20 protein-coding genes and 1 tRNA gene are annotated in these 23,102 nt (G+C 67.8%); 7 read left to right on the top strand and 14 right to left on the bottom strand.

The window, feature by feature from the left end; genetic code table 11:
* Positions 1–58 precede the first annotated feature (58 nt).
* Positions 59–922: a pirin family protein gene (locus KY501_RS03115; protein ID WP_224360964.1), complete on the top strand. Its 864-nt coding sequence runs from the start codon at positions 59–61 to the stop codon at positions 920–922.
* 126 nt (positions 923–1,048) lie between these two features.
* Entirely contained in the window at positions 1,049–1,450 is a 402-nt protein-coding gene (locus tag KY501_RS03110; RefSeq protein ID WP_224360963.1) for a DoxX family protein, read from the top strand.
* 200 nt (positions 1,451–1,650) lie between these two features.
* On the opposite strand, the gene KY501_RS03105 is transcribed toward KY501_RS03110, so the two are convergent.
* Positions 1,651–1,726, bottom strand: a tRNA-Thr gene (locus tag KY501_RS03105).
* A gap of 251 nt (positions 1,727–1,977) precedes the next feature.
* Between KY501_RS03105 and KY501_RS03100 the strand changes: the two genes are divergently transcribed.
* Entirely contained in the window at positions 1,978–3,528 is a 1,551-nt protein-coding gene (locus KY501_RS03100) for a Glu/Leu/Phe/Val family dehydrogenase (RefSeq protein WP_224360962.1), read from the top strand.
* A 75-nt stretch (positions 3,529–3,603) separates the two neighbouring features.
* Here the strand turns inward: KY501_RS03100 and KY501_RS03095 are convergent, their stop codons facing one another.
* On the bottom strand, positions 3,604–3,951 hold the full coding sequence (locus tag KY501_RS03095; RefSeq protein WP_224360961.1) for a PilZ domain-containing protein: 348 nt from the start codon (positions 3,949–3,951) through the stop codon (positions 3,604–3,606).
* Between the two features lie 162 nt (positions 3,952–4,113).
* Between KY501_RS03095 and KY501_RS03090 the strand changes: the two genes are divergently transcribed.
* The gene (locus KY501_RS03090; RefSeq protein ID WP_224360960.1) at positions 4,114–4,749 is read left to right on the top strand and encodes a DUF6066 family protein; all 636 of its coding nucleotides are present in this window, start codon (positions 4,114–4,116) and stop codon (positions 4,747–4,749) included.
* A 60-nt stretch (positions 4,750–4,809) separates the two neighbouring features.
* Here the strand turns inward: KY501_RS03090 and KY501_RS03085 are convergent, their stop codons facing one another.
* The 9 genes from KY501_RS03085 to KY501_RS03045 all read right to left on the bottom strand — a co-directional run bounded on the left by KY501_RS03085 (position 4,810) and on the right by KY501_RS03045 (position 15,738).
* Complete coding sequence (locus tag KY501_RS03085; RefSeq protein WP_224360959.1) at positions 4,810–7,734, bottom strand: carboxypeptidase regulatory-like domain-containing protein; 2,925 nt, start codon at positions 7,732–7,734, stop codon at positions 4,810–4,812.
* A gap of 96 nt (positions 7,735–7,830) precedes the next feature.
* Complete coding sequence (locus tag KY501_RS03080) at positions 7,831–8,148, bottom strand: hypothetical protein (protein ID WP_224360958.1); 318 nt, start codon at positions 8,146–8,148, stop codon at positions 7,831–7,833.
* Positions 8,149–8,247: 99 nt separating this feature from the next.
* Positions 8,248–9,702: a trypsin-like peptidase domain-containing protein gene (locus tag KY501_RS03075; RefSeq protein WP_373691541.1), complete on the bottom strand. Its 1,455-nt coding sequence runs from the start codon at positions 9,700–9,702 to the stop codon at positions 8,248–8,250.
* 52 nt (positions 9,703–9,754) lie between these two features.
* On the bottom strand, positions 9,755–10,387 hold the full coding sequence (locus KY501_RS03070) for a nucleotide exchange factor GrpE (RefSeq protein WP_224360954.1): 633 nt from the start codon (positions 10,385–10,387) through the stop codon (positions 9,755–9,757).
* 124 nt (positions 10,388–10,511) lie between these two features.
* The gene (locus KY501_RS03065) at positions 10,512–10,760 is read right to left on the bottom strand and encodes a hypothetical protein (RefSeq protein WP_224360952.1); all 249 of its coding nucleotides are present in this window, start codon (positions 10,758–10,760) and stop codon (positions 10,512–10,514) included.
* A 94-nt stretch (positions 10,761–10,854) separates the two neighbouring features.
* A complete protein-coding gene (gene ftsH / locus KY501_RS03060) occupies positions 10,855–12,906 on the bottom strand; it encodes an ATP-dependent zinc metalloprotease FtsH (RefSeq protein ID WP_224361072.1) in 2,052 nt (683 codons plus the stop codon).
* A gap of 133 nt (positions 12,907–13,039) precedes the next feature.
* On the bottom strand, positions 13,040–13,975 hold the full coding sequence (locus KY501_RS03055) for a hypothetical protein (protein WP_224360951.1): 936 nt from the start codon (positions 13,973–13,975) through the stop codon (positions 13,040–13,042).
* A 1-nt stretch (position 13,976) separates the two neighbouring features.
* Positions 13,977–14,384, bottom strand: coding sequence for a (deoxy)nucleoside triphosphate pyrophosphohydrolase (locus tag KY501_RS03050; RefSeq protein WP_224360949.1), 408 nt, complete (start codon positions 14,382–14,384; stop codon positions 13,977–13,979).
* A 121-nt stretch (positions 14,385–14,505) separates the two neighbouring features.
* Positions 14,506–15,738: a serine/threonine protein kinase gene (locus tag KY501_RS03045; RefSeq protein WP_224360948.1), complete on the bottom strand. Its 1,233-nt coding sequence runs from the start codon at positions 15,736–15,738 to the stop codon at positions 14,506–14,508.
* Between the two features lie 175 nt (positions 15,739–15,913).
* Here KY501_RS03045 and KY501_RS03040 point away from each other — a divergent pair, with 175 nt between their 5' ends.
* The 3 genes from KY501_RS03040 (at position 15,914) to KY501_RS03030 (ending at position 19,000) form a co-directional block, all read left to right on the top strand.
* Positions 15,914–16,144, top strand: coding sequence for a helix-turn-helix transcriptional regulator (locus KY501_RS03040; protein WP_224360947.1), 231 nt, complete (start codon positions 15,914–15,916; stop codon positions 16,142–16,144).
* Between the two features lie 63 nt (positions 16,145–16,207).
* The gene (locus tag KY501_RS03035; RefSeq protein ID WP_224360945.1) at positions 16,208–17,593 is read left to right on the top strand and encodes an MBL fold metallo-hydrolase RNA specificity domain-containing protein; all 1,386 of its coding nucleotides are present in this window, start codon (positions 16,208–16,210) and stop codon (positions 17,591–17,593) included.
* 186 nt (positions 17,594–17,779) lie between these two features.
* Positions 17,780–19,000: a BON domain-containing protein gene (locus KY501_RS03030; protein WP_224360943.1), complete on the top strand. Its 1,221-nt coding sequence runs from the start codon at positions 17,780–17,782 to the stop codon at positions 18,998–19,000.
* A gap of 67 nt (positions 19,001–19,067) precedes the next feature.
* On the opposite strand, the gene KY501_RS03025 is transcribed toward KY501_RS03030, so the two are convergent.
* The 3 genes from KY501_RS03025 to KY501_RS03015 all read right to left on the bottom strand — a co-directional run bounded on the left by KY501_RS03025 (position 19,068) and on the right by KY501_RS03015 (position 23,096).
* Entirely contained in the window at positions 19,068–21,437 is a 2,370-nt protein-coding gene (locus KY501_RS03025) for an FdhF/YdeP family oxidoreductase (RefSeq protein WP_224360942.1), read from the bottom strand.
* Between the two features lie 101 nt (positions 21,438–21,538).
* Positions 21,539–22,075 (bottom strand): hypothetical protein, encoded by a 537-nt coding sequence (locus KY501_RS03020; protein WP_224360941.1) that lies wholly within the window; start codon positions 22,073–22,075, stop codon positions 21,539–21,541.
* 127 nt (positions 22,076–22,202) lie between these two features.
* A complete protein-coding gene (locus KY501_RS03015; protein ID WP_309242940.1) occupies positions 22,203–23,096 on the bottom strand; it encodes a CheR family methyltransferase in 894 nt (297 codons plus the stop codon).
* Positions 23,097–23,102 lie beyond the last annotated feature (6 nt).

Raw genomic sequence — 23,102 nt, 5'->3', positions numbered from 1 at the left:
CCATGGAAGGCCCGCGAGCCGCTGACGGCGGCTTCGACCAGCGGGCAGGGAGAGCACCATGGCCAGCACACGTCCACAGCAAGGGATAGAGCGCCGTCTGGCGCGCATCATCGATCTTCCCGCTCCCATGCCGGGGCAGTTCGGGCCCGCGCACACCGTGGTGCCGGTCATCCCTCCCGGCGACTACGCCCACTCCGATCCCTTCATCCTGTTGATGGACGACCGCGTCGACGGCCAGCTCCTTGGCGGACCGCACCCTCACGCAGGATTCGAAACGGTGACCCTCGTGGTGCAGGGAGGCATGGTCCACGACCACGGCAAACTCGGAGAACGTGACGCGCAGTGGATGACCGCCGGCAGTGGCGTCATTCACGGAGAAGGCCTGGACGAGGCGGGCAAGGGCCGCATCCTCCAGCTCTGGGTGACCCTGCCCAAGGCTCAGCGCTGGGCTCCCCCCAGCTTCCAGGACATCCCCTACTCCGAGCTCCCAGTCAGACGCGAAGCAGGAGTCGAGGTCCGGCTGTACAGCGGCAACTCGGGAAGCGTGCGCTCCGAGACGAAGAACTACGTGCCCGTCACCCTCGCCGAGTTCTCGTTCGAACCAGGCGCGACGATCTCACAGGACCTGCCAGCCTCGTACAACGGCTTCTTCTACGTGTTGGAGGGTGAGATCGCCGTGGGCCCGGATGCCCAGGCGCTGCGCCCCGGACAGGCGGGCTGGCTGGATCGCCCGGCGGCCACAGGGGACAGCTCCATCCGCATCACCGCGACCACGCAGGCTCGCGTCCTGCTCTACGCCGGCCAGCCCCAGGGAGATCCGCTGGTCAGCTATGGACCGTTCATCGGAGACACCCAGGCCGACATCCTGCGGGTGATGGGCGAGTACCGCTCCGGACGCTACGGCCCCCCGCCTCGGCGATAGGGCTCATGTCCATCTTGTCTGTTGCCACACCACACACGCCGCGCATATCTGGCGACCCCACATCAGCGCGTGTCGTGCCCCCATCCCGGCCTTCCGCCGGCATCAACGACACAACGAGGAGAAACCATGGGATTCCTGAAGCCCCACGCCGAACGCATCTATGCCGTGCTCCGCATCATGGCCGGGTTCATGTTCATGCTGCACGGGATGCAGAAGCTCTTCGGCATGTTCGGCGGCATGCCTCCCGGGGTGCCCGCGTTCATCACCTACGGCGCAGGAACCATTGAGTTCGTGGGCGGCTTGCTCATCCTGATCGGGCTGTTCGCCTCCCCCGCGGCCTTCATCGCGAGCGGCACCATGGCATTCGCCTTCTTCATGGGACACGTGATTCCCGCCCAGGGAAACATCCTCCCCATCGTGAACAAGGGCGAGCCCGCCGCGCTCTACTGCTTCCTCTTCCTCTTCGTCGCCGCGCACGGCTCGGGCATCTGGAGCGTCGACGCCGTGCGCCGAGGCGCGAAGAGCTAGCAACGTCCTCGAACTCGGCCTCGCTCACTTCGACCGGCCCGACATCGGACGTGTAGGTGACTGGCTCACCACGCCCGGTATCCAGATGAACGACACGGGGGGGTATGCTCCCTCCCTCAGGCCGCCTCCGCGGATTCCCTACAGCGGCACCAAATAAAAAGGGCTTGGGAGACAACTGCCTCCCAAGCCCTTGATTTTCTTGGAGCCGACACCCAGATTTGAACTGGGGACCTACTGATTACGAATCAGTTGCTCTACCGACTGAGCTATGTCGGCCCAACGTGGGGGCGCGAATACCATGCACCCCGGGGTGGGGCAATGCATTTGTTCATCCCCCCTCCCACCGACCCCTCACCTACCGACCGGTCGTGAGGTCATTCGTGACACAGTGCGTCGGCTAAGTACCTGAGATTTCTCAACTTTTCGACGTTAGTGACACCCGGGGTGAGTTGCTTCCCCTGGGGGGCTGTGCACATAAGGTCCCAGCTTCAACCCCCCTTCGCCTTCACGCAAGGAGCTGTCGCCACATGGCTAGCGAAGAGAACTTCATGCGCGCCCCCGCGCCCTCCCCGAAGCGCACCATCTACACGGAGGCCATGGAAATCTTCCACCGCGCCGCCGACCTGATCGGTCTCGACAAGCGCGTCCGGCTGGAGCTCGAGGAGCCTGACTACGAGCACATCTTCTACGTCACCGCCAAGCTCAAGGACCGCCTGGTCCCCCTCGCCCCCGAAGAGGCCAAGGCCTTCTCCGATCTCTCCGTCACCCAGGTCCGCAACCCCGACGGACTTGAGCGCCTCGCCGACGGCAAGATCATCCTAAATGGCCGTGCCCTGTTGGGCTCGGACGTAAATATCCGCCGTGGCCACCTTCGCCTGCCCGACGGAGGTGTCTACCAACTCGTCCCCGGCGAGTCCCAACGCTTCAAGGCCTACCGCGTCCAACACAACCAGGCCCGCGGCCCCTACAAGGGCGGCATCCGCTACCACCGCGAAGTCTCCCTGGATCTCTTCAAGGCCCTGGCCGCGGAGATGACGTGGAAGACGGCCATCGCCGAGGTGCCCTTCGGCGGCGGCAAGGGTGGCATCCAGATCGATCCGCGCCAGTACGGCCGCGAGGAGCTGGAGAACATCACCCTGCGCTTCATGTACAAGCTCAAGAGCCTCATCGGGCCCAGCATCGACATCCCCGCCCCGGACGTGGGCACCAACGGGGACATCATGGCCCTGATGCTCCGGCAGTACTCGGACGGTGAGCGCGAGCGCCACAACATGCGCGGCATCGTCACCGGCAAGGACGTGCGCATCGGCGGCTCCGAGGGCCGCGTCAAGGCCACCGGCCAGGGCGTCGCCTACTGCATCGAGGACTTCTACTCCGAGCGCAACGAGACGCTGCGCGGCAAGACGTTCACCATGCAGGGCTTCGGCAACGTGGGCAGCAACGGAGCCTCCATCCTCGCCGGCATGGGCGCCCGCCTGCTGGCCGTGAACGACGCGGACGGCTCCATCTTCAATGGAGACGGCATCGACGTGCCCTCCCTCATCGCCTACGTCAACGATCCGAAGAACCTCAAGAAGAGCGTGGCCGGCTTCCCCGGCGCCCAGCGCATCGAGAAGAAGGATCTCTGGGAGATCTCGGCGGACATGCTCATCCCCGCCGCCCTCGGTGGCGAGATCACCGCCGACGTGGCCGAGCGCCTCAAGGTCAAGCTCATCGCCGAGGGCGCCAACGGCCCCACCACTCCCGAGGCCGACCGCGTCCTGCAGAAGCGCGGCATCGATCTCATCCCGGACATCATCGCCAACGCCGGCGGCGTCACGGTGAGCTACTACGAGTGGATCCAGAACAAGCGCATGGAACGCTGGAGCGAGTCCGAGGTGGATCAGCGCCTCGAGAAGGCGATGAAGCGCAACTACCGCATCATCCGCGACATCTCCCGCAACCAGCCGCGCAAGACAGACATGCACGACAGCCGCGCCTACTGCCTGGGCAAGACGGTGGATCCGCGCTGCGCCGCGATGATCCTCGCGCTCAAGCGCATCGAGGCCCACTACCTCATCGAGGGCTTCTCGCAGTAATCCGCCCACGCCCGTGGGCGTGAGCCGGGGCCCGGTTGCCTCCTTATGGGGAGGAGCCGGGCCCTTCGTGTTTCCTCAGTGCATCACCCGCTCGCGGTCCACCAGCAGCAGCGGCGCCTCGTCCTGGGTTTCGTAGGCGACGATGCGCAGGCCCACGCCCCGGCTGTTGCCCTCGCGCCCGTCCTGCCGCCCGTACGCCAGCGCTACCTGGTAGCGGACCTCGCACAGGCACGTCATCTCCGTCCCGTCCTCGCCCGCGAAGGTGATCTTCAGCTTCTCCCCCAGCGGCATGGGCTCGCGCGTCTCCACGAACAAGCCTCGCGCGCTGATGTTCCGCCCGATACCCCGTGTCATCCCTTCACGCGTGCTCAGGTAAACGGTGAAGACCTTGTCGAACCGAAGATGTGCTCGGCGCTCGTTCACTCGGTGGTGCCTCCAAGAGGTGAGGGCCGCAAACTACATGGTGGGCTCATGTAGTCAAAATATCTACTCCTCGCTACCTCTGCGTACCACAGGAAGGTCATGGCGGGAGTGCGAGGGAGTGGCACGATCCGCGCCCCACCCTTTTCGGGAGCTGTGCCCACCGTGAACCGTTTGCTCGTCTCCGTTGCCCTGCTGTTGCCCGCGCTCGCCCTGGCGGACGTGGACCCCCGCTTCGCGCGGATGCGCGACGCCGCCGAGCCGCTGGGAGGCCTGAGCGCCTTCCTCAACCGCTACATTGGAGAGTGCGGAGACATGTTCGCCAGCGCGGACTGCCGCACGAAGGCGGACGAGTTCCGGAAGAACTACCGGGGCAAGAAGCTGTACATGATCGTCACGGAGGACGTGGCGACGATGGTGTCACCGGGCCCGTACCAGCCGGCCTCGGGCAACTTCATCATCAACATCCTGCCCTTCTTCCCGGGCGGGAAGTACGCGATGACGCACGGCACGCCGAAGAAGACGGATGCGCAGGGCAACCCCGTCCTCCCGCTGCTGAGCGTGTCCGGGACGACGCCGGAGGGGTGGACGGGGGGCATGTTCGCGCGGCTGTTCTCCTCGCGGGGCATCCGGGTGCAGGTCGTCTTCACGCCGCTGGACATCTGGAGCCTGCCGAAGCCCTCGGGCGGCAAGTCGTTCGGTGTGGCGGCGCGCGTGGAGGCCATCCTGCTGACGGAGGGCCGCACCGGCGAGGAGCTGGGGCTCTGGCTGGACGGGAAGGACGCCAACAAGAAGAAGTAGCCCCTCGGCCGTGGCGGGCCTGCCGTGGCCCGCTATGGCTGAGGCAGCGCGGGAACCTGCTCAGGGCCCGAAGATGAGGGTAACGGTCCGTTCCGAGCCTCCACTCCTCACCGTGATCACCACGCTGGTGCCCTGGGGTCCCACGAGCGCTGTCTGCGCATCGATAAGATCCTTGACCGGCTTACCCCCTAGCGCGACCAGCACGTCCCCCACCTGGATCCCCGCCCGGGCCGCGGGACTTCCTGGCTTCACCTCTTGGATCAGGAGCGAACCGCCGCCCCTGCCCAGCACCAGCCCCACCGAAACAGTGGGCGTGTCAGAAGTAGCGATCGCGATATCCCCCAGGTCCAACACCTGGCCTTCTGTCAGGGTCACCGTGCGGCGCTCTCGAGGATGGATGGGCGAGGTCCTGAAAACCAGCGTGTGCTCCCCCGAGTTCAACCCCTGCAGCGTGAAGCGCCCATCGGGCGAGGAATGCGCTCCAAGCGCGTCGGACCCGGCACTTCGCCCCTCGACGTAGACCGATCCCGACGCCGGCTTCTTCGAGACAACCTCCACCAGACGGCCTCGCACTCCCGCCGTGGCCTTCAGGACCACCTGCACGTCGGCCGAGGCTCCGGACGTCAGGGACACCAAAGCCTCGCCCATCGAACCATCCTGCGCTCGCACGCTCACCTTCACGGGCTCGGCAGGGACATCCTTCACATCGAAGCGATCCCCCGGAAACTCCCAGGTGCCCCCCCCCGCCGGGAACCGCGAGCGGGCCTGCGGCTGGATGGAGAGCGTGAAGCCCTGCACGGGAGCGCTTCCGCTGTAGCGCACCACCTGTCCCCGCAGTGAGGCCGAAGACTGGAGCTTCACCACCACCTCCTGCTCTCCAGGCTTCACCACCAGTTCCCCCTTGCGCCCCCCATTGCTCGCGGTCAGCTTCAAACTGCTCGCGGAGGTGCCTTGCTCCGACGGAAGGGAGAAGGAGAAGCGCCCCTCTTCGTCCGCCATGGCCATCATCCCCATGCTCCCGAGGCCCATCGAGGTGGACATCATCACGGTAGCTTCCACGGAAGGCGCCCCTTCCGGCTCGAGGACGACGCCCCGAAGCAGGGCAGAATCGGACGTCTCGCCCGCCCAGGTCAGCTCCACTCGAGAGGTCTGCCCTGCCTCCACCCGGACCTCCACCGTCTCGACCTTGGAGACGTTCGGCTGCTCCCGAGGCGTCACACGCAAACCGTACCGGCCGGGCGGCAATGACATCTGGAAGTGGCCACTCGCATCCAGGTCCGTCCGGGCGAGGCCCGAAGAGCCGAAGCGGATGTGCAGGCCTCCTATCTCGAGGGCCACCACGGACAGCGCCTCGACAGGCAGCCGCCCCTTGGCCGCGCGCACCACCCCCTCCACCGTCCCTGTCTCCTTGAGAATGAAATCCAGCCGCTCCGTGCCCCCTTCCTTCACCACCGCCCCCCGCATCTCTCCCTGCGCCGCGCCTTCCCGGGTGGCCGTGAAGCGGATGGGGCCAGCTGTCAGCCCTTCGATCCGGTAGTGCCCCCCCGCGTCCGTACGTGCCTGCGCGGTTGTACTTCCCAGTGAGCCTCCCCAGACCGCCCCTCCTTTCACCTGCACGCCCTGCACCGGCACGCCGTCCGGGTCCGTCACCGTGCCTTCCACGGCGCCGGTGCCCGTGAGAGGGATCTCCAGGGAGAAGCGCTCACCCGAGGCCACTGTCAATCTGCGCCGGGTCTCGGAAGTGAACCCCGGAGCACTCGCCACCAGATCGTAGCTACCGGGAGCCAGGCCGCTCACGGAGAAGTGGCCCGTACCATCGGTGACGGCTCGGCCCGAGTCCCCGTTGCGGCCCGCGGGGCTGACGTCCACGCTGGCTCCCGAGATAGGCTCTCCGGAAGTGCGCGTCACCACCCGGCCCTCCATCACCGCGCCCTGCCCCAGACGGATCTTCAAGTCTCGCAGCGTCTTCCCCGCACTCACGGTCACGGGCCCGTCCAACGAGCCCGCCTCCTCGCCTCGCCGCGCGGAAAGGGTGTACGAACCCGGCTCGATCTCCACGGAGAAGCCACCTCCCTGCCCGCTCGTCGTCACCTGGGGCACGCGCCCGCCCACCTGCACCTGGGCATCCGCGACCGGGGCCCCCTGCGCGTCCTCCACGAAGCCTTCAATGACCGCCGCCACCTGCAGCCCCACCGTCAACGGCCCCGAGGCCGGCACCTGCACGCTTCGCATCACCGCTCGCGCATGGCCTGGCGCTCGCGCCTCCAGCGCGTAGCTCCCGGGCGCCAGCCCCTCCACCCGGAAGTTGCCCCGCGCATCGCTCGAGCCATACACCCGCTCCTCGGCGGGAGAGGCCGCGTTCTCCCACCGATCCAACTGTCGGCCATGCGCCGTCAAGGCGAGCTCCACCATGGGCAACGGCTCCTCGGTGCCCCGCACCACCGTGCGCCCGGTGAGCACCTGCCCGGCCTGGAGCGTCAGCCGCAGGAAGGTGCGCCTCTCTCCGTACGGGCGCACCACATCGCGAAGCAGCGAGGCGTATCCCTGGACGTGCACCGCCACCTGGTACCCCCCGGGCTTCGAGGCCAGCCGCGCGTACCCCTCGGCATTCGTGGTGCCAGTGCTCGCCAAGCGCCACGACACCTCACCCAGGTTCGGGTCCCGAGGCCCTCGCCAGTACAGCTTCACCTCGGCGCCCGCCACGGGCTTCTCCCCCGCCATCACCACCACTTCCAGCACCCCGTCCTGCTCGGAGGGTGCCTGCGACAGGCTCGGCGTGCTGCCCGCTTCGGCGGTGCCTCGTGCGCCCACATCCGCGGGGTTCCCGGCTTGCACCACCCGCACCGTCCGAGGAGCCGGCTTCGACGCGCCAAGCTTCTCGGGGCTGGCCGATGGGGATGACTCAGCCCCCTCCTGTGACACCGCGAAGAAGACGATCAGACCTGCGACCACCAGGATCGCTGCCGCGACGAAGAGCTTGCGCATGAGTGGTTTCCGGGACCCCGACACGAATGCAGCAGGCCGACCTTACCGCTGCTCGGCCCGTGCGTTCGACCCCTCACGGCAACTCGCGCCAAGACGCTACGGCAGCTTGACGCGGCACGCCTTCACGTTCGAGCCAGTCGTCCCGTTGCACTCGTAGCTGTCACGGCAGTCACCCGAGTTCTCGCAGATGGGCGCGCACAGCAGCGTGTCGAACTGCCGGGTGCAGACGCTGTCCTCCGGGCATCCCCCTTCCTGCCCCTCCTGGGTACAGGACTGGGTGCAAAAGCCTCCGGGGAAGTCGGCGCGGCAGGTCAGGTCAGAGCCACAGCCGTTGCTCGAGCACGTATCACCGATGGTGCTTCCACAGGCGAACAGCGGGAGGGCCATCAGAACGGTCAGCAGGATCTTGCGCATGGGAATTCATCTCCACATCGAGCAGGGCCGGCCCCCTGAGAAGCCATCTTGCCCGCCCGAAAGCGCCAGGTCCATGAGCGCCCGGTGAACCTCGAAGGCTCAGGGCGAGAGCGCCACGTACTGCTGCACGTCTCCACGCTGCACGCGGAGCAGGACATTCGCGCCCGAGCCACCCTTCTCCAGCGTCGCGCGCACACTCGCCACATCCTTCACCCGGCGGCGATTCACCTCGGTGACCAGATCCCCCGCGGTCAGGCCCGCATCAGCCGCGGCGCTGCGCGGAACGACGCCCGTCACCAGCACGCCCGTATAGGGCTCGTACCCCATCTGCGTGGCCACGTCCGGCGAGAGATCCCTCAGCACCAGGCCCAGCTCCTCCATGTTTCCGGGGCTGGACATGGCCTGGAGCGTCTCCGGCGCCGGGCGCGCGGACAGCTTCACCGACACATCCCGGGTCTCGCTGCCACGCATCAGCGTCAGCTTCGTCTCGGTACCGGGAGCCAGCAGCGCCACCTTGCGCAACAGCTGCAGGTACGAACCGATAGGCTTGCCGTTCACCGCCAGCACGCGATCTCCCGCGCGGACCCCCGCGACGGCGGCGGGGCTCTTGCGGTAGACCGACTTCACCACCAGCGCGCGTTCACCCGTACGCCCAGCCTCGCCGGGGAGCGCATCGTCGATGTTCACCCCGAGCCACCCGCGCTCCAGCCGGCCGTTCTCGCGCAGGTTGGGCAGCAGATCCTTCACCATGTTGATGGGCACCGCGAAGCCGATGCCCTGCCCCTGGCTCATGATGGCGGTGTTCACCCCCACCACCTCGCCGCGCATGTTGAAGAGCGGGCCGCCCGAGTTGCCCGGGTTGATCAGCGCATCCGTCTGGATGAAGTCATCGAACACGCCCACGCCCAGCACGCGCTCCTTGGCGGAGATCATCCCGTGCGCCACCGAGTGATCCAACCCGAACGGGTTGCCGATGGCGACCACCCAATCCCCCACCTCGAGCTTGTCCGAGTCTCCCAGGTACACCGCCGGGAGATCCGCCGGCCCCACCTCACTCAGCCGCAGCAGCGCCACATCCGTGGACGCGTCCCGGCCCACCACCTGGGCATCGAACTCGCGCCCATCCGCCAGGCGCACGACGATCTCCTGAGCCTGGGCCACCACGTGGTTGTTCGTCACCACCAACCCGTCCGGCGTCAGTACGAAGCCCGAGCCCGTCGAGCGCCCCGAAGAGACTCCCGTCCGGTCCTGCACGTTCTCCGTGGTGATGTTGACGACGCCCGCCTCCACCGCGTGGATCAGCGGCGCCAGCGAGGTGGGCGGAACGAAATGGGGAATGCCCGGATCCTCCCCCGAGCGCTCGCGCCACAACCCCAGGGGCGCGCCCATGCTCGCGGGCCTCTCCGTGGCAGCATTCAAATAGGCCGCCTGCTCACGTGCCCGCGCCTGCAACCAGGAATCCACACCGGAGTCCGCCCACGCGGACGAGGCGAGCACCAGGGTGAGCAGGAGCAGGCGACGGGGCGAGCAGAGAGCGAGCTTCATTCGGGACATGGCGACGGAGGCAACAGACACCCCCCTCGCCTATTTCCCGCCGGGCTGCCGGTCAAGCCTGCGCTGGGGCAACGTACTTGGCCACCTTCACGCGGGCCGGACGGATGATCCGATCCTTCATCCGGTAGCCGGCCCGTACCTCGGCCACCACCCGCTGATCGTCCTCCGGCTGCGGGGTGATCTCCATGTCCGCGGCCTCGGCCGTGTTGGGATCGAAGGGCTGGCCCACCACCTGGAGCCGCTCGATGCCCAGCGACTGCACCTTGGTGAGCAGCCCGTCCCGGATCATCTTCACGCCCTGGCCCAGGGGTGAGTTCGCTTCCTGGCCGCTCATGGTGAGGCAGCGGTCCAGCTCGTCGATGGCTTCCAGGAGCGAGACGGCCACATTGCCGCGCTCCACATCCATCATCCGCTCGCGCTCGCGAGTGAGCCGCTGCTTGAACTCCTCGCGATCCTTGTTCACCGCCTGGTAGGCCCGCGCCAGCTCATCCACCCGGCGACGGGTCGCATCCAGCTCCGCCTCCAGCCGCTGACGCTCTGCGTCCACCGGGGGCGGGGCTTGCTGCGAAGCCGCCTCCTGCTGCTCCGAGGAGCCATCTGAGGGTTGACCCTGCTGCGAAGCCACCGCCTCATCGGGGCGGGACTGATCCTGGCTCTTGTCCTGAGTACGGGGATTGCCGTCCATATCGAACCTGCGTCGATCCATTGACGCGGGAGTACGCGCCGTTGTGGGTGTCGTTCAATTCCTACATCCCTGAACAGCCCGAACGTAACCGCCGTGTCGGGCCTGTCAACGCGCGTGTGAGGGGCTAGTGCTCGGAGGGGGCCGGTTCCTGGTCCTCGAGCATGAAGCCGTGGTCCACCTGTCCGGTCACCTCGTCGATGATCTCCACCTGGGCGGCGCGCAGGGAGTAGTACAGCAACCAGCGCTCTGCCGCCGTCAGCGTGCCCGCGGGCAGCGCAGTCTCGATTTCCTGCACCGTCAGCCGGCCCTCGCGCAGCCCCTTCGCGAAGAGCGCCTTCCGAGCCATGTAGCTTTTGCCAATCCTGTTCTCCACGGCCGCCGCCTCCTGTTCAGCGAAACGTAATTCTTCTTTTTGACGCTGCAGGGCACGGCCCGTTCCGGCGCCTGCCCTGCTGGGAAGCAGCCTCTCAGGCGTCGGTGGAGGCGCTCGTGTGCTGGGTAGGAGGATTCCCTTCCTGAGCACCGGCCGGATGCGCCGAGACGACCTGTCGGGCCTCGGGGTGGATCAGGCCACGATCGGCGAGCACCTTGGGCCCCAGAAGGGTGACCATGGCGTCCTCCTCCACCACCTCGGTGGCGAGCAGCCGCGCGGCCAGGGCGTGCACCTTGTCCCGATTCATGGTGAGCACCTCGCGAGCCCGATCCAGCGCCTCGGTGACGAGCTTGGTGACCTCTTCGTCCACCATGCGCGCCGTCTGCTCGGAGTACACGCGGGACTCGGGCATCCCGGCGGAGCGCAGGAACGCGGCCCCATGCTCTCCGCCGAGCGACACCGGCCCCAGAGTGCTCATGCCGTACTCGCGCACCATGAGCCGGGCGATCTCCGTGGCCTGTTTGATGTCGTTGGAGGCACCCGTGGAGATCTCCCCGATGAAGAGCTCCTCCGCGGCCCGGCCGCCCATCATCCCGGCCATCTTGTCGCGCAGCTCCTCCAGCGACATGAGGTAGCGGTCCTCGAGCGGCAGGGACATGGTGTAGCCCAGCGCCGCCAGGCCGCGCGGGATGATGGAGACCTTCGTCACCCGCTCGGCGTGGGGCAGCATCCAGCCCACCACGGCGTGGCCGGCCTCGTGGTGCGCGACGATCTCCTTCTCGCGCTCGTTCATGCGGCGGTTCTTCTTCTCCAGACCCGCCACCACGCGCTCGATGGCCTCCTCGAAGTCCGCACGCATCACGGAGTCGCGGTTGCGCCGGGCGGCCAGCAGCGCCGCCTCGTTCACCACGTTGGCCAGATCCGCACCCGCGAAACCCGGCGTGCGCGCGGCGATGGCCTTCAGGTCCACGTCCGGCCCCAACTTCACGTTGCGCGAGTGGATCACCAGCACCTGCTCGCGGCCCCGCTTGTCCGGCCGGTCCACCAACACCTGGCGATCGAAGCGGCCTGGACGCATCAGCGCGCTGTCCAGGATCTCCGGCCGGTTGGTGGCCGCGAGGATGATCAGGCCCGTGCGGCCGTCGAAGCCATCCATCTCCGCCAGCAACTGGTTGAGCGTCTGCTCGCGCTCGTCATGGCCGCCCGCGATGCCCGCGTTGCGGCTCTTACCGATCGCGTCCAGCTCGTCGATGAAGATGATGCACGGCGCCTTGGCGGCCGCCTGGGCGAACAAGTCACGGACTCGAGCGGCGCCCACACCGACGAACATCTCCACGAACTCGGAGCCAGAGAGGCTGAAGAACGGCACCCCCGCCTCGCCCGCCACGGCCCGCGCCAGCAGCGTCTTGCCGGTACCCGGAGGCCCCACCAGCAGCACGCCCTTGGGGATGCGGCCTCCCAGACGGCGGAACTTCTCAGGCGTCTTGAGGAACTCGACGATCTCGCGCAGCTCGTCCACGGCCTCGTCCACGCCGGCCACGTCCTTGAAGCCCACGCCGGTGTCGGCCTCGGCCTGCACCTTGGCCCGAGTCTTCCCGAAGCTCATGACGCTCTGCGGACCCTGGCCCATGCCGCCGGTGACCCGCCGCATCATGAAGCTCCAGAAGAGCAGCACGAGCCCCATGGGGATCAGCCAGATCCACAACACCTCGGAGAAGCCGGATTGGGGCACCGCCTCGTACTGGACGCCCTTCTGCTCCAGCAACTCCACCAGCTTGTCATCGCCAGGGACCTTGTAGGCCATCCACGGCAGCGCGTTCAGCTCGCCGCGCAGGGCCCGCTCCTGGCCCGGCTGCGCCTCGGGCGGCGCCGCGTTGTCCTTCTGAAAGCCCTTCACCCACTCGGGAGAGATCTGCACCCGGCTGAACTGCCCCTTGTCGATCGCCTCACGGAACTGGCTGTAACTGACCCGCTTCACTCCCGCGTCCTGGAAGACATTGCGGAAGAGCAAGAAGCCCAGCACCAGCAGGAGGATGTAGCCAAGCGGTGAGCCCAGCTTGAACCCCTTGCCTGGTGTTGTGGGCTTCTCGGGCTTCCGGGCCCTCGGGCCTGGCCCCCCAGAAGGGATTGGATCCTGCTGCTTCATCGTCGGCACGCTCGCCCTCCCCCAGCCCCGCACGACATGTGCCGAGGCGTCACACCTGTCGGCCAAAGATGGTCACCCCCGCCAACCCGTCAACCCGACACACTCGAAGTGGTGTCGTCACCTGAACTACGGGTCAACGGCACTCGGTCCGATACAAAGGTTGACCAGCGAACTCCGAGCCCAGCAGGTACCCGCGATCGCCCGGGGTGAAGGCGATGGCCTCCGACTGGGCCTGGCTGGCACCGGGCACCTCGGCCACTTCTCCCGTGATCAGCTCCTCCAGGCTCTGGGCCTTCGGGCGCCGCACCTCCCAGACGCGGGTATAGGTGCGCAGCAGCAGGCGCTCGCCCGAAGCGTTCAGATCCGCACCGGTGGTCAGCCGATCCACGTCCTGCGGCGCGTGGAGCGTCCCCAGCTTCCGGGCCTTCACCCGCTCCCCTGGGCTCAAACCATCCAGCGCGTAGACGTCGCCCAGCGACTCGGGTGTCTTGGTGATGACAGCGAGGCGGCCCGTGCGCGCGTCGATGATGAGGGACTCCGCGTTGTGGGGAGCATCCGGGTAGGTGAACGCCAGCGCCTCGACCGGGAGGGTGGCATCCACAATCTGCTCCGGCTCTGGGAGCCGGTAGATGCGGGCCTGATCCCGCCGCTGGAAGTTGTCGCCGATGTCCGCCAGGTAGATGCACGGAGGCGCCTCGGCGCGCGGCTCGCACGGGCCCACGGCGATGTCCTCGATGTCCCGCGGCGTGGAGCCCGTCAGCGTGAGCGTGGCCCGGATCTTCCCGCTGTCCTCCATGGCGAACACCCGGAAGGCGTTGTCCGAGTCGTTGTGGGCCCAGAAGATCCCCGGGTGGCGTGCGCTGGCGGCCAGCCCGGACAGCTCTCCCAGCTCGGGAGGAACGGTGCCCGTCTGCCGGGGCTCTCCATAGAGCCTGCACCCAGGCAGCCCGGTGGCGGGAGCGAAGAGTCCTCCCGCATCGGGAGCGGACTCCTGCGGGGACGTCACGGGCTTGGAGCTCGAGCAGGCACACCAGAGGCCCGCGAGCAGCACCGGGGCCAGGCGTCGCACGTCACGCTTCCAGATCGAGCAGCTTCGCCAGCGTCTTCGCGTCCGCGTCGGGGAACTGGTACTGCGACATCTCCTCGAGCGTCACCCAGCGGTGATCGTGGACGCGCAGGTGCTGGATGGGGGCCTTCGCGTCGGCCAGGCGGCAGCGGAAGACGCGGAAGTCGATGTCGTAGTTCGGATACTCGTGGTGGGTGTGCATGGCCTGATCGAGCACCACCACATGGACTCCCATCTCCTCGAGGATCTCGCGGGCGAGCGCCTGGGCATCGGGCTCACCTTCTTCGACGCGGCCGCCGGGGAACTCCCACAGCAGGGGCAGCGATGCCTTGGGAGGGCGCTGCGTGATGAGGTAGCACCCTTCGTCGTTCTGCAGCATCGCGCCAACGACGCGGATCTGACGGCGACCCATACGTTCTCCTGTCTGCTCGGAGGGGAGAGCGGCGGACTAACACAGCGCTCGGCCCGGCGCCAATCACCGTGAAGCTTGGCACGGTCAGCCGAGGGCGCCAGCCCTGCCTGCCCTCCCCCTCCTACCGGGAGGACGCCTCCTTCTTGCGGCGCCCGGTCGCCGAGGAGCCTCCCCTCCGGCCCGAGCTTGCTCCCCCGGCCTTCGAGGGCGAGGCGCTGGTCCCGGAGGTGACAGCCCGGGCCGGCGGTGCGCCCTTGGTCTTGCCGCGAGAGCCTGCTCGGAACAGGGCCGCGACCTCGCGCTCCGCCTCCTGCCGGCCATAGAGCTGGCCGATGCGCCAGAGCTGGAGGCGCAGATCATGGCCGAACTCCTCGCACGAGGTGTAGCGATCCGTCCGGTTTGGAGCCAGCGCGCGGCGCAGGATGGGACGCAGCCCCGCGGACAGGGTGCGCGTCGCCTCTCCGATATCCCGAGGCGTCAGCTTGCGGATCTTCTCGATGAAGCCCCAGGTCAGCTTCCGGATCTGGGCTCTCAGGTCGATCACCAGCGCGACCGCGGCCTTGTCCCCGGTCCCCAGCGCGACAGCCTCTTCGACGCGCCGGCGCAGCGCAAACAGCTCCTGGGTGACGCGGTCCGAGCCCTCGATCAGCGGCCGGCCCGTGAGCAGGTGCAGCAGCACCGCGGCCAACGAGAACTGATCCGCGCGCCCATCGATCACCCCCTTGCGCGTCAACTCGGGCGAGGCGTAGGCGAGGTTGCCAGGCAGCACGTCGTCCTCCGTGGGTTGGCGCTCCGGCAGCGAGGCCCAGACGGCCCCGAAGTCGGTGAGCTTCACCTCGCCCCGGATGCCCACCATGAGGGTGCGCGGCGACACGTTGCGGTGGACCAAGCGCATCCAGCGCCCTCCCTCGGTGCTCAGCATGTGGGCGTGGTGGAGCGCGTCCGCGGCCTCGGCGCCCACGTAGCACGCGAAGGCCTCTGACAGCGGCTTGCCCAACTGGGCGGAGAGCTCGAGGATCGCGTCGAGCCGGTGCCCCTCCACGTACTCCAGCACCAGGTAGGGGTCTCCTGGAGTGCCCTCCAGATCGTGCATGCCGGCGATGGCGGGGTGCCGCAGCCGCGCGGTGATGGCCACCTCCTCCATGAGCCGCCGGTAGTCCTCCTCGCGGCAGTCACGAGCCAGTCGCTTGAGCACGACATAGTCTCCGGCGGTGGAGTCGAAGCGCCGCCGCGCCAGCAACAACTCTCCGTGAAAAGTCTGCTCCAGCGGCTGCACCAGCTCATAGGTCGTGCGACCGGACTGCAGGAGCACGGGACCTGTGGCCGGCGAACGGTCCGTGGGGGTGCTCGACATGAAGGGGCTCCTCATTTGCGTTCGGTAGGGAGGGTGCTTCCCTCCGGGGGACAACCCAAAGGGTAAATTTACTGCGACTCTACGTCGAGAGTAGCCCTCGCGGGGAAGATCGAGCGGGGAAAGACTCGATGCGTCGTCCTGGCGTAGGCTGGCCCCCTGACGGAGTTCCCCTTTCATGAGCCAGAGACAGCGGGCCCTTGCCCTCGGAGCCGCCATCCGGGCCGCCCGGGAGCGCGCCAGGCTGACACAAGAAGACGTTGCCGCCCGGATCGATCTGCACCCGATGACCTACGGGGGCATCGAGCGAGGCCGGCTGTTGCCGAGCATCTCCACGCTGACGCGCATCTGCGTCGCGCTGAAGATCGACCCGGACACCCTGCCCGACCTGCGGGACGTGCGGGACTGACGCAGGGCGCCGTGCGCTGCATTTGACTCGAAACTCCCGGCGAGCTGCTGAAGACTGAGGCTTATGGCCTCCATCCATTTTCTTGGTGCCGCGGGCACCGTCACCGGCTCGAAGTTCCTGCTGGAGCACGAGGGGCAGCGCGTGCTCGTCGACTGCGGCCTGTTCCAGGGCCGGAAGGAGCTGCGCCAGCTCAACTGGGAGCCCCTGCCCGTTCCGGTTTCGAGTCTGGATGCGATCGTCCTGACGCACGCGCACATCGATCACACGGGCGGGCTGCCACGCGTGGTGCGAGACGGCTACACCGGTCCGGTCTACTGCACCTCCGGGACGCGGGATCTATCGGCGCTGCTGCTGCCGGACTCGGCGCACCTACAGGAGGAAGAGGCGCGCTACGCCAACAAGGAGCACTTCTCCCGGCACGCGCCGGCACTGCCGCTGTACGGCGTGGCCGACGCTGAGCGCACGGTGAAGCTCATGGAGACGTTTGGCTACGAGCGGCCCAAGCAGATCCTGCCGGGCATCACCCTCACCTTCTATCGCGCGGGCCACATCCTCGGCTCGGCGGTGTGCGCGTTCGACTTGAAGAGCACGGGCCAGCGCGTGGTGTTCAGCGGGGATCTGGGCCGCTACAACGCTCCCATCCTGAGGGATCCCGAGGGCGTGAAGGCCGCCACTACGCTGGTGGTGGAGAGCACCTACGGCAACCGGGAGCACGGTGAGACGCAGCCTCAGGAGGCGCTGTGCAATGCGGTGAAGCGGGCCTTCGATCGCCGGGGCATGGTGATCATCCCCGCCTTCGCCATCGGGCGCACCCAGGAGTTGCTCTACCACCTGCGCAACCTGGAGGAGGCGGGCCGCATCCCCGAGATGGATGTGTTCGTGGACTCGCCCATGGCGTGCGATGCGACGCCCATCTACCTGGCGCATCCGGAGGAGCATGACCTGGCGATGAAGGATCTGGTGGAGCGCGGGAAGACTCCGCTGGCCACGCGGCGCACGCGCTTCGTCACCTCGCCGAACGACAGCAAGCGGCTCAACATGCAGGAAGGGCCGGGGATCATCATCTCGGCCTCGGGCATGGCCACGGGTGGGCGCGTGCTGCACCACCTGAAGCACCGATTGCCGGATGCCCGCAACACCGTGCTCTTCGTGGGCTACCAGTCCGAGGGCACGCGCGGGCGGCGCCTGCTGGACGGCGAGAAGGAACTCAAGATCCACGGGCAGATGATCCCGGTGGAGGCGGACATTCGCGTGGTGAGCGGCTTCTCCGCGCACGCGGACTGGACCGAGACGCTGCGCTGGATGGAGGGCTTCGAATCCCCACCTCGGCAGACGCTGCTGGTCCACGGTGAGCCCGCGGCGCTCCAGGCCCTCAAGCAGCGCGTCGAGGCCAAGGGCTGGAACGCGGCGGTTCCGCAGTACCTGGAGCAGGTGGAGCTGGCCGCCTGAGTCCTGCCTGAGCTCTCTCGTTCGCCCCTCGGGCGCGCGGGAGAGCGTTGCCAGCGGTCCTTCCGGTCACGACCTTCACTTTGCGCGGGGCTCACACCAAGGCCTCCGCGAGGAACCGCCCTGCCGGCCAGACGCCGGGCGAGGGCGCGAGCAAGGGGCTGGGGACAAGCCCCTCGGGAGGCCGTGATGGCTGACAAGCGAGATGACCGAGAGCAGCACAGGGGTGAACGACGGGATCTGGAGAGCGAGCGGCGGTTCGATCGACGGGCCGAGCCATATCGGGGCTCGGACGAGCGCGGCTACGGAGGAGGCGAGCGGCTGGGTCGGGAATGGGAGATGGAAGAACCCGGCGGGCCGGAACGGTCCGGCCGGGGCGAGCGCCTTCGGAGCTCAGATGAGGAGAGATTCGAGCGAGGAGGCCCGGAGCGCTACAACCGGGACTGGGAGGAGCGCGGCTTCCGGGAAGCACCGCGTGACCACGGCGAGCGCAGGTTCCGCGACAGTGGACGTGACCGGGACGTGCTTCGTGCCTCCCGCTGGGATCGGGAGGATCTGCGCACCAGCCCGAGTGGCTCTTTCCACGATGAGCTACGCGAGGAGCGGGAGCGTCCCCGGCGCTATGGCGATCGGAGCCGCCCGACCAGCCTGCCCTACGAGACCGAGCGCTGGAACTCGGGCTACGGCGGAGACGTGGGCCGGTTGGGGCCGGAGCGAGGGCGCTACGGCTTCGGGACTCGTGGCATCGGAGAGGTGACGGATCGCGAGGGGCACCACCGCCACTACAGCCTTGCCGGGCTGCACGATCTGGACGACCTGTCGGAGCTTCGCGAGCGTTACCACGAGCGCCGCAGCGAGCGGGACTACGAGCCGCGCTATGGGCACGGCCCGGGCATCGAGAACATGGAGGCGCCTCGGGTGGGCTACGGCACCAGCATGACCCGGGACATATCGGATCGGGATTTGGGCCACGGAGGCATGCTGGGCGACACCTACCGTGCGGGCTCACCGCGTCCGCTGGGACGCGCTCCAAAGGGGTACCAGCGATCGGATGACCGCATCCGTGAGGATATCTGTGATCGGCTGATGATGAGTTGGATGAACGCCGAGAACGTCGATGTCCTTGTGAAGAATGGCGAGGTGACGCTCCAAGGCACGGTGAAGAGCCGGGACGAGAAGCGTGCCATCGAGGCGCTCGCCGAGTCCGTGCTCGGGGTGAAGGACATCACCAACGCGCTGCGCGTCGAGCGTGAGGGGCAAGGCCGCGTCGAGGCTCGACCCGAGGTGCGCGGCGAGCCCATGCCGCAAACGCAGAACCTGAAGGATCGGCCCCAGGGACAGGATCGCCGGGCGCAGGAGCAGGAACAGACCTCGGCGCAGAAGCCTGGGGATACTTCACTGCACTCGTGATGCGGCGCGGGTGCGGAGAAAGTGGCAGCGGCGCCTCGTGCAAGTTCGAGGCGCCGCTCGCGGGAGCTCAGCCCACCGCACCATCCGAGGGCGCCACGCTGATGACCACCGACTTCGAGGCCGGCGTACGGCTCTTCTCCGCGATGCTGTCGATGGGTACCAGCACGTTCGTCTCGGGGAAGTACGTCGCCGCGCATCGCCGGGGAATCCGGTACGGAACCACCAGGAAACGCCGCGCCACCCGCGTCTCGCCCCGGAAGTGACTCGTCAGATCCACCACCTGACCCTCGGACACACCGAGCGCCTTCATGTCCTCCGGGTTCATCATCACCACCCGCCGCCCGTTGCGGATGCCTCGGTACCGGTCATCCAGTCCGTACAGCGTCGTGTTGTACTGATCGTGGCTGCGGATCGTCATCATCAGCAGTTGCCCCGGCCCCAGCTCGATGCGCGGCAGCGGGTGGACCGTGAAGCGCGCCTTGCTGTCCACCGTCGTGAACCGCCCCTCGCGCGGCCCGTTGGGCAGGTAGAAACCGCCCGGCTCCCGCACCCGCGAGTTGAAGCGATCGAAGCCAGGAACGACGCGCGAGATGCGCTCCCGGATCCGATCGTAGTCCGCTACCAACTCCTCCCAATCCACCTGGCTCCGTGCCCCAAGCACCGCCCGCGCCAGCCTCGCGACGATCTCCGGCTCGCTGCGCAGGTGCTCGGACGCCGGATCCACCGCGCCCCGCGAGGTGTGCACCACCCCCATCGAGTTCTCCACCGTCACGAACTGCTCCCCGCCCGTCCGCACATCCCTCTCCGTCCGTCCCAGGCACGGCAGGATCAACGCTCGCCGCCCGTGGACCAGATGCGCCCGATTCAACTTGGTCGACACATGCGCCGTCAGACGCGTGCGCCGCAGCGCCGCAGCGGTGAACTCCGTATCTGGCGTGGCCGACAGGAAGTTGCCTCCCAGTGCGAAGAGCACCTTCACCCGCCCCTCGTGCATGGCGCGAATCGTGGCCACCGTATCCAGGCCCGGCGCCTTCGGCGGCTCGAAGCGGAACTCGCGCCCGAGCGCATCCAAGAACGCCGGGCTCGGCTTCTCGACGATGCCCATCGTTCGATCACCCTGCACGTTGCTGTGGCCCCGCACCGGGCACAGCCCCGCGCCCGGCTTGCCGACACTGCCTCGCAGCAGCGCCACGTTGACGATCTCCTGGATGTTCGCCACCGCGTTCTGGTGCTGCGTCAGCCCCATCGCCCAGCAGAAGATCGTCCGGTCCGAGTTCGCCAGGATCTCCGCCGCGGCCAGGATCTGCTCCTTCGCCACTCCGCTCTGCTCCACCACCTCGTCCCACGAGACGGCGCGCAGCGCCTCCACGTACGCCTCGAAGCCCGTCGTCCGATCCCGGATGAACTCCTTCGCCACCACTCGCCCCGGCCGACGCGCCTCGTCCTCCAGCAGCGCCTTGCCCAGTCCCTTCAGCAGCGCCACGTCTCCATTGATTCGCACCGGCAGCCACAGCCGATTGATCGCCGTACCCGGCCCGATCAGCTGCACCAACTCCTGCGGGTGCTTGAAGCGGTTGAGCCCCGTCTCCGGCAGCGGGTTGATGCTGACGATCTGGCACCCGCGCCGCGCCGCGGCCTGCAGCGACGTGAGCATCCGCGGATGATTCGTCCCCGGATTCTGTCCGATGACGAAGATGGCCTCGGCCTTCTCGAAGTCCTCCAGCGTCACCGTGCCCTTGCCGATGCCAATGGCCTCGTTGAGCGCCGTGCCGCTGGACTCGTGGCACAGGTCCGCGCAGTCCGGCAGGTTGTTGGTGCCGAACTGCCGCACGAAGAGCTGGTACAGGAACGCGGCCTCGTTGCTCGTGCGCCCGGAGGTGTAGAAGCACGCCTCGTCCGGAGCACCGAGCCCGTTCAGCTCCTCCGCCACCAGCGCGAACGCCTCCTCCCACGAGAGAGGCTCGTAGTGCGTGGAGCCCTCGCGCAACACCATCGGGTGCGTCAGCCGCCCCTGCTTGCCCAACCACAAGTCCGACTGTTGGGCCAGCTCCGCCACGCTGTACTGGCGAAAGAACTCCGGTGTCACACGCGCCTTCGTCCCCTCCTCCGCCACCGCCTTGGCGCCGTTCTCACAGAACTCCGCCACGGAGCGCTCGGCATCTGGATCAGGCCAGGCGCAACCGGGGCAATCGAAACCGTCCTTCTGGTTCAACTGGAGCAGCAGCTGGGTCCCCCGAACGGGCCCCATCTCGCCCCACGCGTGCCGGAGCGAGGACACCACCGCCGGCACTCCACCGGCCACCTCCTGCACGGGGCCCACGTCCGGCGGCTTCGGCTCCAGCGGAGGCTGCGCGCTCGGAAGCACCGGGACGAGCGTCACCGTGCCACGAGGGGACTGCTCCGGCGTTACCTGCTCCGTGCTTCGCGCGTCCGCCATGGGGCCTCCAGAGAAGCACCCGGGCCGGGCTGCTCCGGCTCGGGTGCCCGGCCCCACACTCTACCGCGCCCCACGCGCGGGGCACGTACCAGCCGAGCGGCTCAGCACTCGGTCGTGCCTCGGAACTCGAGGACGTAGATCGTCGTTCCGGAGAGCATCTCGTACGCGTCACCGAGCTCGCAGTTCTCCTCCGTTTGCGGCCGGAAGAAGTGGTAGTAGCCGGTGGTGTAATCCGCGTCCGCGCCCAACTCGGCCTCGATGGTGGGGATCAGCCCCTCCACATACCGCAGCGAGGTGCGCGTCTCCTCTCGGCTCCGCGCCACGTCCGCATGCCAGGGCAGGTTCGCCGGATCCGACACGCCCTGCTGGAACGCCGCAGCCATCGCCTCATCCGCCGTGTACTCGCCCGGAGTGGACTCGATCGAGAAGGCACGCACCGTGGCGTTCCCCTCGGCGGCCGCCAGCACCGCGGCGCTCACTGGAATCTCCCGGAGGGCCACACTGCCCTCCAGCGCCTGGGTCCGCTTCTTCACCTGGCTGTGCTGGGTAGGAGTCGGTGCGCTCTCCTGCGCTGGGTTGCTACAACCAACCCCCAAACCCACCACCAGAGAGAGGGACAGCAGCGGAAAGCGTTTCATCCGAGGCTCCTGTCTTCGCGGGGTTCCAATTTCCCGCTTTGGGATGATTCGACAATAGTCGAATTTTACAGGAACATCAAGCTAGCGCCGGATTCCACTCCGAGTACGAAATCATAGCAAAACCAGCCTAACCAGCAGAGCCGGGAGTGTAGATGGTGGACTGGACGAGCTTCAGCCGCTGGGTGAGTCCGCCCAGGCTCTCGGCATGGCCGACGAAGAGGAAGCCCTGGGGCGACAGGTGATCCAGCAGCCGATCGAGGGCCCGGGTCTTCGAGGCCGCATCGAAGTAGATGAAGACGTTGCGGCAGAAGAGGAGATCGAAGCGGCCCAGATCCGGGAAGCGCTCCTCGTTGAGATTGAGGCGCTGGAAGCGCACCAGCGTGCGCAATTCGGGACCGGCCTTCATCTTCCCCTCCTGGCTGCCGGTGCCGCGGAGCATGAAGGCCTTGAGGTAGCGGGTGGGGATCTCCTGGGCGCGCTCCACCGACCACAGCGTCTGGCGGGCCCGCTCGAGGATGCGCGTGGACAGATCCGTGGCGACGATCTCGATCTGCCAGCCCTCCTCCGCAGGCAGGTGGAGGCGCAGCACCATGGCCGTCGTGAAGGCCTCCTCCCCCGTCGAGCACCCCGCGCTCCACACGCGCACCTTGCGCACCCCCGTGCCGGAGTGTCCCTGCGCACGCCACCGGGGCAGCACCTCCTGCTCGAGGAACTCGAAGTGCCGGGGCTCGCGGAAGAAGCGCGTCTCGTGCGTGCAGATGGCATCCAGCAGCCGGAGCCGCTCGGCCTGATCCTCCTCCACCAGCTCGAGGTAGGCACTGAAGGAGGCACATCCCAGCTCGCGCAGCCGGCGAGACAGCCGGCCCATGAGCAAGGCCTTCTTGGTGGGCCCCAGGTAGATGCCGGCCTCGCGGTAGATGAGCCGCTGGTAGCCTTGAAAGACGCGGTCAGGGAGATCGGGTGGGTTCGCGAGCGGATCCCACATGATCGCCGAAGCTCGGGAAGCAGCGTGCTCACTCATGCCGTG

It is taken from the genome of Hyalangium versicolor (genome assembly GCF_020103695.1).
Taxonomy (GTDB): Bacteria; Myxococcota; Myxococcia; order Myxococcales; family Myxococcaceae; genus Hyalangium; species Hyalangium versicolor.
Note: the sequence above shows the minus strand (reverse complement) of the source record. Positions and strands in the feature narration are given on the sequence as shown.